This is a genomic window from Kitasatospora sp. NPDC085895 (assembly GCF_040702125.1).
Taxonomy (GTDB): domain Bacteria; phylum Actinomycetota; class Actinomycetes; order Streptomycetales; family Streptomycetaceae; genus Kitasatospora; species Kitasatospora arboriphila.
Genome location: NZ_JBFBJY010000132.1, coordinates 1 through 13,397 on the forward strand (window position 1 = coordinate 1; position 13,397 = coordinate 13,397).

The window sequence follows — 13,397 nt, forward strand, 5'->3', positions numbered from 1 at the left end:
CCGGCCCGGGGGCCGGGGGGGTCGCCGGGCGGGGGGGGCCGCGGGGGTGGGGCGCCCGCCGCCCCCCCCCCGGGGGGGGCCCCCCTCCGGGCGCCCCCCCCACGGGAGGGGCGGACTCGGCGGTCACCAGAGCTACGCGGTAGAGCCGGCACCGCCCGGCGTGCGCAGGAACAACTGGAGGAGTAGCCGGCGGTCAATGACCGGGACGGCCTCCTGACCGCTGTAGAGCGCCTCCCGGCCGTGCAGGAAGCGGCGCTGGTTCACGATGAGGTAGTCCCCCGCCTCGAGCATGAAGGACACCTGCCCCCGGACGAGCTCGCCGGCGAGCTCCCTGGCAGCATTGGCGTGCGCTCGGCCGAGCTCGGAGCGTTCCAGCATCTTGGCGGTGAAGCGGACGAACCCCTGGTCCGTCCTGGCCCCGTCCAGGATCGGGAACGGCTTGTACTCCTCGCCGACGCCGTGCAGGTCGTAGAACGTGCCGTAGTGGTAGGCCGGCTCGGCCAGCAGGGCGCGGGTGCTGTCCGACAGCCGCGCCACCGCCGCGTGGGCATCCGAGAGGATGCTGGGGCCGCCACCGAGCGGGTCCGGGCGGACGCACAGAAGCGTAGTGAAGTCCGGAGGCAGGGTCGCGTTCACCAGGTCCATGTGGAACGCGTTGTACCCGATGCCGCTGGACTTGCCGGGGTCCTTGTCGACCTTGACCCCGATGTCCTTCCACAGCGGCCACTTCGGGAAGGGTGAGAAGGGAACGGCCACCTCGGCCGCGAAGGCCGTCGCCAGCCGCCGGAACCGGTCACCCGTCCCCAGGGCTTCGGCGAGGTTGCCCAAGCGCAGCACCGCGTATCCGCCGCCCTCCACGGTCAGCGCGTGGCGCAGCGTCGCGGAGATCCGCTCGAACTGCGGGGTGGCCGTCAGCTCGGCCCGGTACCGCTCCATGGTGGACGTCTCGAGGAACGAGCCGTCCAGTTCCCACGGCTGGAGAGGACGCTCGATCAGAGCGGCTTCGAGCTTGCTCGGGATGTTGATGAACACGCGGATTCCTGCCTCTCGGAGGTGGTTCGCGGGGTGGTTGGGTCTACCACCGATCGCGGTCTGGCGGCAGTGGGCTCTCGGCGGTCCAGGCCTTCGAGTGCGTGCCACTAGGGAAACGGCCCGGCACAGGCTGAAGCGATGTCAGAAGGCTTGGAAATTCGGATGAAAATAACGAGGTGACCAGCAATTTCCAGGCCGCCGACCTGTCGCCAAGCGTGTCCGATTCGCTACCGTCGGACAGGACAGCTAAACGGCGGCAGCTCGGGGGTCCCGGCGGTGGGAAGACCGAACAACACGTTCCGGCGGGTACGCGTCCACGAGTGGAAGATGGGACGCCGCGAAGCCGCCGAGTTCCTGGTGAACAAGTCGATCGAGTTCGGCGAGCCGGTCACTTGCGTCACCAGAACCATCGCCACCTGGGAGGACGGAACCACTGCCTGCCCGCGGCCGGTCTACCAGCGCCTGCTGCACCGGATCACCGGCCGGACCATCACCGAGCTGGGCTTCACCCTGCCCCCTCAGAGACCGGCACGCTCGCGGACAGGCGCCCAGCCCCCGGAAGGAGAAACCGACATGCGGCGACGAAGCGTCCTCGCCGGCGTCGGCGCCGCACTGATCACCGCCATCGCCAAGGACACCCCCGGCGCCAGCCCCGCACTCGGCGGCAACCACCTGCAGGCCGTCCTCGAGGTCGAGCGGAGCCTGTACGAACAGGACCGCGAGCACGGCTCCGCCGAACTCGGCCGCCAGGCCCAGGCCGCGCTGAAGACAGCGCACACCTGGCTGCAGCAGGGCCGCTACAGCGAGGCCATGGGCAGCCGCCTGCACTCCGCCACCGGCATGCTGTCGGTCGCGGCCGGCTGGCTCGCCCTTGACTCCGGCCGGACCGCTGACGCCCGCTCCCTCTACACCGAGGCCCTCACCAGCGCCCGCCAGGCAGACGACCCGGGCCTGGAAGCGCACGCATGGGCCTGCATGTCCCTGCTAGCCCACGCCACCGGCCGCCCCCGCGAGGCCGTCAGCACCGCCCAAGTCGCACAACACGCCGCCGCCCAGCTCGGCTCACCACGCTGGCTATCCCTCCTGGCGATGCGCGAGGCCCGCGGATGGGCCCTCCAAGGCGACCGAACCCTCACCGAAGAAGCCCTCGTCCGCGCCTACAACCTCTACTCCAAAGGCCCGAGCGACGCCGATCCCGACTGGCTCGGTTTCTACGTGCCCGCCGAGATCGCCGGCCTGGAGTCTCTGTGCCGCGCCGACCTCGGCCAGCTCGAACGGGCAGCCTCCGGAGCCGAGACAGCAGTCATGTTGTTCGGCGACGACAGCCACGCCCGCAACCGCGCCCTGTACACAGCCGACATCGCACTCCATCATGCGAGGAAACCCCAACCCGACCTCGATGCCGCAGCCGACGCCGCCCGCCGCACCCTCGCCTACCTCCCCGACGTCCGCTCCGAACGCCTGCTCCGCTCCCTGCGTGACATCGCCGGCACATTGCAGGCCCACGACCGCACCCGGCCCGTCACCGACTACCTCACCGCCTACCGCGCCGCCGTCCCTGCCGCCTGAAGGAACCCATGAGCGTCCCCGTCACCCCCCTGACCCTGCGCCGCTACGGCGCCGGCGACGCTACCGTCCTGCTCGACACACTGGCCGACATCTGGGCCGAAGCCCACGCCGACCACGACGACGTCGCCCGGGCCGGATTCACCCCCGAAACCCTGCGCCGCCAGATCACCGGCCACGCCAAGCGGGACGACTTCACCCTCGTCGCCGCGTACGCCGACGGCCATATCGTCGGCTTCGGCTACGGCTTCCGTTGCACCCCGACATACTGGTTCGGCGCGGATCTCTTGCCGGTCATCACAACGGACGCCCGCACCACTGACTCGCTCGCCGGAATCTGCGAGCTTGCCATCCGGCCCGGCTGGCACGGACAGGGAGTCGGCACCCGCGTTCACGAGGCCCTGCTGGACGCGCTCCGCCCGCAGTGGGCGTCCCTGCTCGCCATGCCGGGCAGCACCGCCCAGCGCCTCTACGAACGTCTCGGTTACCAGTACGCCGGCCCCTACCGGGCCAGCCCAAATGGACCGGTCCTCGACCTACTTCTGCTCCGTACCCGCTACTAACGGCCACTCATACCAAAACCGCTCGAGGCGCTGATGGCGTGCCACCTGCGGTCGGCCCCGCGCTCGCGGGACTCTTTCCCGCCTCGGCTACATCCCCGGCACCTCCCCCTCGTGGGCCCGCGTTCGCGGGATCTCTCCGACGCGGACTTCTTGTGGCTACCGGAAGGCGTGTCACCCGCGGGGATGCTCCCTCCGCGACCTGCTTGGTGCTGCAGTCGGGGTAGTTGGGGCAGGGCTGTCAGCTCAGAAGGATAGAGGTAGCGACCGTGCCAATCAGCAGCGCGGGTCCGAAGGCGATCTCGGCCTTGCGATTGGCGCGCCTGCCCACGACGAGCACAGCGGCGTGTACGGCGCCGAGGAGCACTCCGGCGCTGATGCCCCAGTACACGGCTGCCCAGCTGTGCCAGGCCAACAGCCCGGCCAGCGTTGGGGCGAGCTTGGCGTCGCCCAGTCCCATCCCGCCGATCAGGACGAGGACCAGGAACACCACAGCCACTGCTCCGGCCGCGGCCGCTGCCCGCTCCAGAGCCGCCCACTGGCCGCCCGTTGCGGTGGCCGCGACGAGCAGGACCGCGACGCCGGCCGCGGCCGCGCCGGTTAGCCGGTCCGGCAACCGCTTCACCGCCACGTCGATCAGGAGCAGCGCGGTGCCGACGATCGCGAGCCACAGCTGGGCGGCGAGCAGCCACCCCTTCGCGCCGCCGGCTACGCAGCCGCCGACGGCCAGGGCGGTGAGCACTTCGGGGGCCAGTGCCGGCGGTCCGAGTCGCGCGGACCTGCCGTTCGTGGAGCAGGCGCTGCAGCGTCGGCGGAGCAGCAGGTCGGCGGCGGCGCGGCCGCGGAGGATGGGGCGGCCGCAGTGGGGGCAGGTGGTGCGCGAGCCGGTGGGGATGCTGTAGGTGAAGACCGCGGGCCGGACCAGGAGGACGCCGGCGGCGAGTCCGGCTGCGGCAGCGAGCGCGATGGCGGTGGGGGAGAGGGACATGGGTCTCCTGGATCGGATCGGGAAAGGGCCGGGCCGGGCGGATGGTGATGCTGTCCGCCCGGCCCGTCGACAGATTGGGCTCTAGAGGCCCTGGACGGCGCCTCGGCCAGTGGTGAGGCGCTGGATCAGCTGCTCGGTCTCGTCCTGGAGAGCGTCGAACTCCATGTCGCGGACCATCTGCCGGGCCTGGTCGGCGACGTGGCGCACGCCTGCCGCGTTGCCGGCCCGGTGCTCGGTGCGCATCCACGCCCGGTAGAGCACTTCCGCGGCCGGCTCGACACCCAGGCCCGCCGCAATGGCGGCGCGGGCCGCGTCGACGTCCAGCACCTCGTCCTGCAGGCGCAGGTGCGCGATCGAGTTCGCGACGGTGACGATCTCACCGACCATCGTCTGCACGAGCGGCGCGGCCCAGGAGTGCGCACCGGCGCCGGTGAACGGCCGGCCCCGCACCACGGCGAGTGCGGCCTCCAGGTCGAGTACCCCGGCGGTGCCGTGCGGCAGGCCCCGCTCGGCGAGGTGCTTGAAGTCCGCATAGTCGACCGTGACCTCCTCCGAGAGGGTGTACTGCTGGACGCCCTTCGGCTTGGGGCGCAGGTACGGCTCGCCGGTGTTGTCCCGGCCGAGGCGGCCGCGCAGGCGGGACATGTGGGTGTCCATGGTCGCCGGAGTCCACGGGCTGACCGGGTCCATGTGGTGGGCGATCGCCCCGTAGTCCCGCTCGCTCTTGAAGATCAGGCAGGCCGCCAGCAGGACCAGGCGCGGCGCGATCGGCGCATCGCCGATCCCGGTGATCCGCATCGGCCCGAGAACCTGCACCTGCGGCGCCGCCGGACCGGCCCCGGGCGGGACCTCGCCCTCGCGCACCACGCTCACCCGGGCCTGCGGCCTGCGCCGCTCCGGCCGGGCCTCCAGCATCGCCACCCGTGGATCCGCACCCGACTCGGCGGCGTTCGCCGTGTCCGGGCCCGCCGCCTTCTCAGGCTGCTGCTGCCCGTCCTCCGCGGCCGTCGTCCCGGGGGCGGCCGCCGCCTGCGGCACCCTCTCATCGCTGGGCAGGGCGCTGGCAGCTACGGGGCCGGACTCCCCTACCGTGGGTGTAGCCAGCAGCGACAGGTGTCCGCGACTACCGACCGGGTGCAGCTTGGTCAGGGCAGCCGGACCGACCTGCGGGTGGTCCGGATCGGGCGCCCCGTCCCACGGCATCTCGGCCGGGACGGCCGGCTGCACGGCCGTCGCCAGGGTGGCGGTGAGCTGCCGGTAGGCCTCGTCCGTCACCCGCTGCAACACCACCTCGGCCCCGTCCAGCACCTCCACCGGCTGCGCCTCGGTCACCAGCGAGGCATCGAGGACCTCGGCGTCCGGAAAGAGCTCGCGGGCGCCCGCGGCCGGGAGGACGGCGGCGATCGGCTGCCCGGCGGGCACCTTGCCCATCGTGTCCGCGAACGCGTACAAATCCTGCTGGCTGGGGACACCGGCGCAGACGACCATCCACGGCAGCGGTGCCAGGCCACCCTCGTGCTCGGCCTGGTGTACCTCGACCAGGACCCGGGCCAGGTCGGCGGTCGCCGCAGCCAGGCTCGGCGTGTACATCACCCGGCACGCCGGGAGCAGCTGCTGCAGCTCCAGGCCGAACCCGGCGGTCAGCACCTCGATGTGATCGGCCCACAGCGCGGTGCCGGCCTCCATCGCGATGCCGCGCGCCACCTCCCGCACCTGCTGCTCGTTGCCGTCCAGTAGGAGGACCTTGTGCAGCGGGAGGTTCGCCATCATCGCGGCGCCGTCGGTGTCGGTGCCGATGGTCGCCAGCCCCGGGTAGGGGGCCGGGAGGTCGCGGGCCTCGTCCTTGCGCAGGAGGGTGGCGCGGCCGCCGCGCACTCCCCACCAGCCGTCCGGGCGGTCGGTGAACGGGGTGAGCGGCTCGGCGCTCTCGTGGGCGTCGGTGAGGATCTCGACCCGGTCTGCCTGGACCCGCGCCATGCGGACCGTTGGCAGGGTGCCGGTGTGGTGGGCGGTCATGGTGCGCAGTGCGCGGTCGAGGAGTTCGGCCGCGGCGGGGGAGGCGGTGTGGTCGAGGATTTGCTCGATCGGGGTGGTCTCTTGCGGCATGGCGATCGTCTCGCCGGGGCGGCGCTCGCGCTGCTGGCTGCGGCGCCGGAAGGCGATGACGCCGAGCGCACCGGCGCCGAGGAGTGCGGCGATGCCGCCGACGGCCTGCTGGGCGGAGACAGGGGCCTGCGCCTGGTCCCCCGCCTCGGTGGCGGCTGGTACTGCGGTCGGCGTGCGGGGTGCTTCGGCCGCGGCGGTGGGCTGCTCGGTCGCCACGGGTGTAGGCGTTGCGGCGGGCGCTGCAGTGGCCGGGGTGCGGGTGGCGGCGGGCGACGGTGCGGCGGGGGAGGGAGCGGCCGCCGCGGGCGGGGGCGCAGGCTCGGTCGTCGGCGCAGTGGCGGTGGGGGTCTGGGCGAGGGGAGGTGTGGCGGCTGGGCCGGACGCGGGGCCGGGGATGACGATGATGTCGCCCGGGAACAGCTTGTCCGGGTCGATCAGGTGTCGGCCGCTAGGCTGGACGACGTCCTTCGTCGCGTCCAGCAGTTTCGGGTAGGCGTCACCGTCGCCGAGTTCCTCCTCCGCGATCTTCGACAGGGTGTCGCCCGGCTCGACGGTGACCGTGTGCTGCCCGGCAGCCGGCCTGGTCCCGGCCGCGTCCGTGGAGGTCCCCGCACCGGGGACGCCCTTCGCGTCGGCGGGCAGCTGCAGCTTCCACCCGGCACGGACCAGACCGGCATCGGTCATCCGGCCGCCGTCCGGCTGCACCCGATCCTTGTTGAGCTCGAAGATCTCCCCGAACCGCTTGCCGTCGCCGAGGTACCGCTCGGCGATGTCCCACAGCGTCTCGTGGTGCGAGCCGGTCGAGGCCTGCACCGTGTACACGGGCCCGGACGCCGTGGGCGCGGCCTGGGCGCTCCCGGACTGTGCGGCCGAGCCCGGAACAGCCGCGGCCACTACGGCGACCTGCTGCACCGGCCCCTGCTGCAGCGGCACCGCGGACGCCGTGGCGGCCTGGCCCACCGTCAGCGCACCGGCCCCGACGAACAGCATGGTGGTCACCAGCTTCCGGGCGATCGCCTGGCTGGCACCGGCCGCGGGCAGCCGCACCGACATATCGACGCCCGACAGCGCCGCCCGCAGCTCCACAACCACGCAGACCATGAACTGCGCCCACAGCAGCCACACCAGCACCGCCAGGACATCGATCAGCGTGCCGGTGCCGACGCTCTGCTGCAGGTCGTCCAGCGTCGGCACCGACGTCGGCAGCGGCCAGCCGATGAAGCGCACCAGCCCGTACGGGATGCCGGCCAGGATGGCGGCCAGCAGAACACCGGCGAGCAGCGCCCCCAGCACGTCCGCGACGGTGCGGTGGCGGGCGCTGCTCGGCGCCTTGATCCTCGTGTTCGCCATCCCGGCCCTTCTCTCCTTCGGTCCTGCCGACGCCCCGGTGCTACCCGGTGACGATCGTTTGGATCTCCTTGACGACGACATCCTGGGGCGTCCCACCGGTGAGACCGTTCGGCAACGGATTTGCTGGCGCGCCGTACGGGTTCGAGGACGGCGTCCACGTCACCTTCCAGGTGACCTGTGCGGTCAATGGATAGGTTCCGCCCCGGCTGGAGCGTTGGTAGGTGATGTTGCAGTCGGCTCCGGAGGAGTCGACCTGGTAGCCGGACCCGCTCTTGGCGAAGTTGTAGGTGCAGCTCGCCGGGGAGGCGTAGTTGGTGCCGGCGTCGATCCGAAGGCTCACCGGGACCGCGAGCGTGGAAGCCGCGATGTTCACCCCCGAGTAGGTCAGGGACGCGGTGACCGACACGGGCTGCAGCGGCCGGTCGAACGTGATGTATGTCGGCAGGTTGACCGTCTGCTTGTCGGCCGCGGGCGAGAGTTTTACGGTCGGCGGCGGGAGCTTCGTTGCACCGTAGGCCAGCTTCGACAGCATCTCCGGGGTCACCGCGAGGATGCCTGCCGGAGGCCTGCCGGTGGGGACCCACACGATGCCCGGATTTTGGGTGCACGGTGTGGTGACCGGAAGATCCCAGGCCTTCTGGGTCTTCACCATGCCCCACCAACGGCCGTCCTGTCCGCGGTGGAAGTCTCCGTCGGCCTTCAGGGCGTCGTACTGCTTTTGGGCATCGGCACCCATGGCCCCGGACAGCCCGGCCAGCACCGCCTGGAAGGCAGCGTCGAATTCCTCCGGGGTGTACTGCGGCTCGTACCACTGAACTTGAATGCGTGATGTCGGTCAGCCGTCCATGATCAGGCCGGTGTTGGTGAGGCAGCTGTCGACGAGGTGCGGGCGGTACTGGATCATCTTGAGCTTGCGCTTGACGGCTCGGGTGAGCTGGCCGAGGTCGGCGGCAGCGAGGTTGCCGATGTCCCGCTTGACCAGCGACCAGATGCCCTCCTGCGGGTTCAGGTCGGGCGCGTAGGTGGGCAGCTGGAAGACGGTGAGCCAGTGCGCGTTGGCCTCGAAGAACGCCTTCAGCGGCGGCACGAGATGGATGCGGGCGTTGTCCCAGACGAGCACGATCGGGCCGCCGAGCTGGATGCGGGCGCGGACGATCAGGTCGCGGAAGTCACGCCAGCCGAAGCCCTTCGGCTCGCCCTTGCGGCGGTGGTACTCGCGGATCGCGTAGATCAGCCGGGACCGCTCGCCCGGCTTGTAGCAGGCCAGGCCCGCCATCGAGACCCGGCCGGCTCCCCGGCCGCGAACGCGGACGACCGGGGTGTGACCGATACGGCTCCAGGTCCTGGCGCGCGGCGGGGTCATCGACTGCCCGGCCTCGTCCTCGAAGACCAGCCAGCCGTTGCAGGCCGCCGCGGTGCTCTTACCAACGGCCAGGTCTCCTTCCTCCACCGCTCCACCGCCGCGTCGTCGCGCTCGATCGCCCGGCGGGCCGGCTGCTGCCACGACCAGCCGTGCCGCTTCAGCAGCCGCCACGTGCCTTCCACCGTGTACGACACGTGGAACAGTCGGCCGATCAACGTCTTCACCCGGGCCAGCGTCCACCGTTGGTCCGCCCAGCCGTGGACCAGCGGACCGCGCTCCAACTCCCGCTCCAGCCTGGCGATCTGCTTCTCGCTGAGTCTCGAGCGCCCCGGCGATCCCTTCGACAGGACCCCGGCCTCACCGCGCTCTCGCCACTGCCGGCGCCACCGCTCCACCGAACGCTCGCTGACCCGCAGCGCGGCAGCGATCTCCCGGTTCTTCTCCCCGCTCTCGAAGCGTTCCACGGCCTGCAGCCGGATCCGCTCCCGTGCGGCCCTCCCAGCGTCGGTCAACCCGCCGCCCTGCGCGTACCTCATGCCCCAGGGCTACCGGAGCCGGCTCGGTCCTGTCAGGCGAACAGCCCCGACATCACTCAATCAAGTTCAGTAGCGGCGGGGTTCCCTCCCCCGGTGCGGGCCGTGAGCCACCGTTCCCAGGGCAGCGGCGTCCTCAAGTGCGACGTTCGCGACGCCGAGCTGGGCGAGGGCGCCGGGGTAGACCCGCTCGTAGGCGGTGTTGTACACGGCCGCGAAGTCCCGGGAGCCCAGCATCCACAGAGCGGGCGCTCGGTCGAGGTGCATCGTGGCCTAGGAGCCGCTGGGCTCCAGCCGGCCGGTGACCAGACCGCGGTCGAGGAGGCCTTCCCGCAGGTCTGCGGTGCGCGCGGTCTCGCTGGGCCCCGGTCCACCAGGGATGACGGAGACGACCTCGAGGCGGCGCGGCGGGATCAGTGCGTCCTGGTTGGCCTATAGCCAGGGCAGGCCGAGGACTCTGAAGAGGTGGGTGCGGTGGATCCCGCCGGAGGAGATGCCGTGGATGGGCCAGCAGAACCGGCGAGGGTGGTGAGGTCGACGGGCGGCTCGTCGAAGAGGTGGTGGCGCAGGAACCCGGCGATCGTGCTCAGCGGCTCCCGGTGCTCGTCGGCGTAGCTGGACCCGGCCGTTTCACGCGCGGGCAACAGGCCGAGGACGGCGTCGCGGTGCGCGGCGAGCCACGGCTCACCGGCATTCAGGGTTGCGAACACGGCGGCCAGGCGCAGCGGTGCGGACGTGTCCGGGCCGAGCAGGGTGCGGGCCTCGGCGGCGGCGCCCGCGGTCCAGCCGGCCGAGCGCGGTGAGGAGTTCGGCCGGGACGGCGGGCACGGTCTCGGCGGCCAGTCGGGCCCGGACGGCGGGTAGGGCGGTACCCCGGTGCCCCGGGTGTGGCCGACCGTCCAGACGGCCGCCTGTCGGACGGCGGCGTCCTCGTCGACCAGCAGTGGTACGAGCAGGGGCAGTTGGGCGGTGACGGCGGTCCGGACGGCGCCCGGCTCGACCTCCCACTCGTCCTCGCTCTCGGCGAGGCAGCCGAGCAGCCGGAGCGCATCGACGGTCTGCTGGCCGGAGGCGGCGATCCGGGCGAGGTACGGGGCGGCGTCGATGCTGGCCGTATACACGGTGCCCTGGTGCACGATCGAGCCGTACAGCTCGTCCAGTGCCTCCTCGGCGTCCTCACCGCCCTCGGCGAAGGCACGCAACAACTCGGGCAGGTCCTCAGCGGGACCGTAGGCGTGGTTGACAGTGGCCCAGGCGTCGGTATCGAGCTGGGCGAGGGCGGTGGGGAGGTCCATGGGCATGATCTTCACAGGGACCCCCGCTCGGGCAGGGTCCGAGGGTGGAGCGCGGGTCGTTCGAGGAAGCGGCACCAGTGGGCGACGAGTCGGCGGCCCTGCCTGCGGGCAGTGCGTGGGCCCTGGGTTCGGCCCTGCCCGCAGGCAGGGCCGAACACGTGCGGGGGCCCAGGCTGGCGGCGGGAAACGGCTGTGCCCGGCGCTGGTGGGCGCCGGGCACATGGGTGTTTTACTTCCCGTTGGTCCAGTAGTCGGGTGGGAAGTCACCTGGCTGAGTGGGGCTGGCGGCGACGGTCTGCAGGTGCCGCTTCCGCCCGAGAATTCCTCTGATCACGCGGCGGCTGCGGAGCGCGAGTTTGTGGCACCACTTCCCGGAGTGCTGGAAGGTCGCGCGCGAGTGTTCTCGTCCGATCATTGCCATCCCCATGCCGACGGGCGGGGGTGTCGGAAGGTCAGGTGCCGTAGGTGTAGCGGCCCTTCTCTCCGTACAGGGTATCGCCGGCCACGAACTTGCCGGTCTCCGAAGAGTAGGCCATGCCGTTGCCCCACAGCCTGTAGTCGTAGGTGCCGCCCTCGGTGTTGCAGCCGACGCGGAACGACGAGTCGTTGACCTGGTGGTAGCTGCTGAGGCAGGTACCACTGCTGGCCATCGACCGTCAGCCGGTCCAGCCGCTGCGGGACCTCGCTGCACGAGGCACACTCACACGTCGCGGCGCCTCACGACGAGCACGGCGAGTGCGACCGTGATCAGGGGCCAGAGCGCGTACACGATCCAGGAGCCCGGGATCGTGGCGGTGTAGCCCAGGGATCCGGGGTCCGGCTCCCAGGTTCGGACCAGGCGGTTCCAGGCGGCCGCCACCAGCGCGTGTTTGATGTCCGCCGACCAGCGGTTGCTCTCCGAGAACATGGTGGGCAGCATCAGCAGGGTGAAGACGCTGGTGACCATGGTCCCGGCGGCATGCCGGAGCAGAACGCCGAGGCCCAGACCGACCAGGGCACAGACCGGAGCCAGCAACGCGGATGCCACCAGCGCCCGGAACACCCCAGGGTGGGTGATCGGAACGCTGGCATGGTGCCCGTCCAGGATGGCCTGGGAGACCAGGAAGGAACCGGTGGAGGCGGCTGTGCCGACTGCGGTCCACAACGCGGCGGTGACGGCCGCCTTGGCCAGCACGACCGAGCCGCGGGCGGGGACGGCCACGGTGGTAGTGCGGATCAGACCGCTGCTGTATTCGCTCACGACGGTGAGGGCGCCCATGCTGCTGGCGAGGAGCATCAGCGTCCAGTAGCCGGCCGCCGGGTAGGCGTCGTAGGGCAGGAAATCAGCGGGGCCGAAGCGGGCGGTTTTGTCCGTCAGCGAGGCCACGGCGGCGGCCCCGACGACGAACAGGACGGTGAGGGCGATCGTCCACGGGGTGGAGCGCAGGGACCGCAGCTTGATCCACTCGGAGGCGAGCAGGTCCCCGAAGCGGACGGGCGGACCGGCGACGGGGGTGGTCAGGGGGACGGAGGCGAGTGTGGTCATCGGGGCTGTCCTGCCTGGTATTCGACGCTGTCGGCGGTGAGTTCCATGAAGGCCACCTCCAGTGAAGCGGTGCGGGTGGTCAGTTCGTCCACTCGGATACGGTTCTCGAAGGCGAGCGCTCCGATGCGGTCCGCCGGGAGCCCGGCCACAGCGAGCTTCTCGGCGCCCGCCGAGCCCTCCGGCTCGACTGAGGCGCCCGCCGCGGTCAGCACGGCTGCCAGCTCGGCGGCCTGCGGTGTTGCGACCACGACGCTGCGACGGGTGCCGCGGGCCGCGAAGTCACCTACCGACTCGGCGGCGATGAGGCGGCCCCGGCCGATGACGACCAGCTGGTCAGCGGTGTTCTCCATCTCCGACATCAGGTGGCTGGAGAGGAAGACCGTGCGCCCCTCGGCGGCCAGGCGCCGGAAGAGCCGGCGTACCCAGAGCACGCCCTCCGGGTCCATGCCGTTGATCGGCTCGTCGAACATGAGCACGGGCGGGTCGCCCAGCAAGGCGGTGGCGATGCCGAGGCGCTGTTTCATGCCGAGGGAGAAGCCGCCGATGCGGCGGGTCGCCACCTCGGTCAGCCCCACCTCCTGGAGCACCTCGTCCACCCGGCGCCACGGGATGCCGTTGCTGCGGGCCAGGGCGGATAGGTGGGCGGCGGCGCTGCGTCCGCCGTGGACCTGTCCGGCGTCGAGGAGGGCGCCGACGTGCCGCAGTCCGCGCGGGTGGTGGTGGAAGGGGACGCCGCTGACGGTGGCGCTGCCGGTGGTGGGCGCGTCCAGGCCGAGGATCATCCGCAGGGTGGTGGACTTGCCGGCTCCGTTGGGGCCGAGGAATCCGGTGACCTGGCCCGGTCGCACGGTGAAGGACAGATGGTCGACGGCCGTCTTGCTGCTGTAGCGCTTGGTGAGTTCGTTGACTTCGATCACGGCACCCACACTGCCGAGAGGACCCCCGCCCGAGCATGGGGCCGTGGGCGGCAATCGTACGGCCGCATTACGACTTGGTGCGCGATTGAGGGTGGGGCGTGTCGGCCTGGAGGGTTCGGCTGGTGATCTTCAGCGCTCCGCGCAGCGGTCGGAGACCAGGCC

The 13,397-nt window shown here is 71.6% G+C and carries 13 protein-coding genes; 2 read left to right on the forward strand and 11 right to left on the reverse strand.

The features are described from left to right. Window positions 1-132 precede the first annotated feature (132 nt). The gene (locus AB0442_RS39495; RefSeq protein WP_366168351.1) at window positions 133-1,032 is read right to left on the reverse strand and encodes a TauD/TfdA family dioxygenase; all 900 of its coding nucleotides are present in this window, start codon (window positions 1,030-1,032) and stop codon (window positions 133-135) included. A 327-nt stretch (window positions 1,033-1,359) separates the two neighbouring features. Here AB0442_RS39495 and AB0442_RS39500 point away from each other — a divergent pair, with 327 nt between their 5' ends. Both AB0442_RS39500 and AB0442_RS39505 read left to right on the forward strand, forming a co-directional pair. Next, the gene (locus AB0442_RS39500; RefSeq protein ID WP_366168352.1) at window positions 1,360-2,601 is read left to right on the forward strand and encodes a hypothetical protein; all 1,242 of its coding nucleotides are present in this window, start codon (window positions 1,360-1,362) and stop codon (window positions 2,599-2,601) included. Window positions 2,602-2,609: 8 nt separating this feature from the next. Continuing rightward, complete coding sequence (locus tag AB0442_RS39505) at window positions 2,610-3,161, forward strand: GNAT family N-acetyltransferase (protein ID WP_366168353.1); 552 nt, start codon at window positions 2,610-2,612, stop codon at window positions 3,159-3,161. A 238-nt stretch (window positions 3,162-3,399) separates the two neighbouring features. Here AB0442_RS39505 and AB0442_RS39510 read toward each other — a convergent pair whose 3' ends face one another. The 10 genes from AB0442_RS39510 to AB0442_RS39555 all read right to left on the reverse strand — a co-directional run bounded on the left by AB0442_RS39510 (window position 3,400) and on the right by AB0442_RS39555 (window position 13,235). Next, complete coding sequence (locus AB0442_RS39510) at window positions 3,400-4,146, reverse strand: A24 family peptidase (RefSeq protein WP_366168354.1); 747 nt, start codon at window positions 4,144-4,146, stop codon at window positions 3,400-3,402. A gap of 81 nt (window positions 4,147-4,227) precedes the next feature. Then, complete coding sequence (locus AB0442_RS39515) at window positions 4,228-7,602, reverse strand: hypothetical protein (protein WP_366168355.1); 3,375 nt, start codon at window positions 7,600-7,602, stop codon at window positions 4,228-4,230. 40 nt (window positions 7,603-7,642) lie between these two features. Further along, a complete protein-coding gene (locus AB0442_RS39520; protein ID WP_366168356.1) occupies window positions 7,643-8,362 on the reverse strand; it encodes a hypothetical protein in 720 nt (239 codons plus the stop codon). A gap of 75 nt (window positions 8,363-8,437) precedes the next feature. After that, a complete protein-coding gene (locus tag AB0442_RS39525; RefSeq protein WP_366168363.1) occupies window positions 8,438-8,965 on the reverse strand; it encodes a transposase in 528 nt (175 codons plus the stop codon). Further along, window positions 8,962-9,501 carry a winged helix-turn-helix domain-containing protein gene (locus AB0442_RS39530; RefSeq protein ID WP_366168357.1) on the reverse strand — a complete coding sequence of 180 codons (540 nt, stop codon included), beginning with the start codon at window positions 9,499-9,501 and terminating at the stop codon, window positions 8,962-8,964. Before AB0442_RS39530 ends, AB0442_RS39525 begins: the two co-directional genes overlap by 4 nt. 66 nt (window positions 9,502-9,567) lie before the next feature. Beyond that, window positions 9,568-9,765: a hypothetical protein gene (locus AB0442_RS39535; protein ID WP_366168358.1), complete on the reverse strand. Its 198-nt coding sequence runs from the start codon at window positions 9,763-9,765 to the stop codon at window positions 9,568-9,570. Between the two features lie 146 nt (window positions 9,766-9,911). Beyond that, complete coding sequence (locus AB0442_RS39540; protein WP_366168359.1) at window positions 9,912-10,793, reverse strand: hypothetical protein; 882 nt, start codon at window positions 10,791-10,793, stop codon at window positions 9,912-9,914. A 452-nt stretch (window positions 10,794-11,245) separates the two neighbouring features. After that, window positions 11,246-11,443, reverse strand: a complete 198-nt coding sequence (locus AB0442_RS39545; protein ID WP_366168360.1) for a hypothetical protein — start codon at window positions 11,441-11,443, stop codon at window positions 11,246-11,248. Window positions 11,444-11,493: 50 nt separating this feature from the next. Then, entirely contained in the window at window positions 11,494-12,318 is an 825-nt protein-coding gene (locus AB0442_RS39550; protein ID WP_366168361.1) for an ABC transporter permease, read from the reverse strand. After that, window positions 12,315-13,235, reverse strand: coding sequence for an ATP-binding cassette domain-containing protein (locus AB0442_RS39555; RefSeq protein WP_366168362.1), 921 nt, complete (start codon window positions 13,233-13,235; stop codon window positions 12,315-12,317). Before AB0442_RS39555 ends, AB0442_RS39550 begins: the two co-directional genes overlap by 4 nt. Window positions 13,236-13,397: the final 162 nt, after the last annotated feature.

What these genes read in the sequence shown, in the direction of transcription:
- AB0442_RS39530 (WP_366168357.1), bottom strand. Translation starts at nt 9,501, where the DNA reads ATGAGGTACGCGCAGGGCGGCGGGTTGACCGACGCTGGGAGGGCCGCA.
- AB0442_RS39500 (WP_366168352.1), top strand. Translation starts at nt 1,360, where the DNA reads ATGGGACGCCGCGAAGCCGCCGAGTTCCTGGTGAACAAGTCGATCGAG.
- AB0442_RS39515 (WP_366168355.1), bottom strand. Translation starts at nt 7,602, where the DNA reads ATGGCGAACACGAGGATCAAGGCGCCGAGCAGCGCCCGCCACCGCACC.
- AB0442_RS39525 (WP_366168363.1), bottom strand. Translation starts at nt 8,965, where the DNA reads ATGACCCCGCCGCGCGCCAGGACCTGGAGCCGTATCGGTCACACCCCG.
- AB0442_RS39545 (WP_366168360.1), bottom strand. Translation starts at nt 11,443, where the DNA reads ATGGCCAGCAGTGGTACCTGCCTCAGCAGCTACCACCAGGTCAACGAC.
- AB0442_RS39540 (WP_366168359.1), bottom strand. Translation starts at nt 10,793, where the DNA reads ATGGACCTCCCCACCGCCCTCGCCCAGCTCGATACCGACGCCTGGGCC.
- AB0442_RS39505 (WP_366168353.1), top strand. Translation starts at nt 2,610, where the DNA reads ATGAGCGTCCCCGTCACCCCCCTGACCCTGCGCCGCTACGGCGCCGGC.
- AB0442_RS39510 (WP_366168354.1), bottom strand. Translation starts at nt 4,146, where the DNA reads ATGTCCCTCTCCCCCACCGCCATCGCGCTCGCTGCCGCAGCCGGACTC.
- AB0442_RS39535 (WP_366168358.1), bottom strand. Translation starts at nt 9,765, where the DNA reads ATGCACCTCGACCGAGCGCCCGCTCTGTGGATGCTGGGCTCCCGGGAC.
- AB0442_RS39550 (WP_366168361.1), bottom strand. Translation starts at nt 12,318, where the DNA reads ATGACCACACTCGCCTCCGTCCCCCTGACCACCCCCGTCGCCGGTCCG.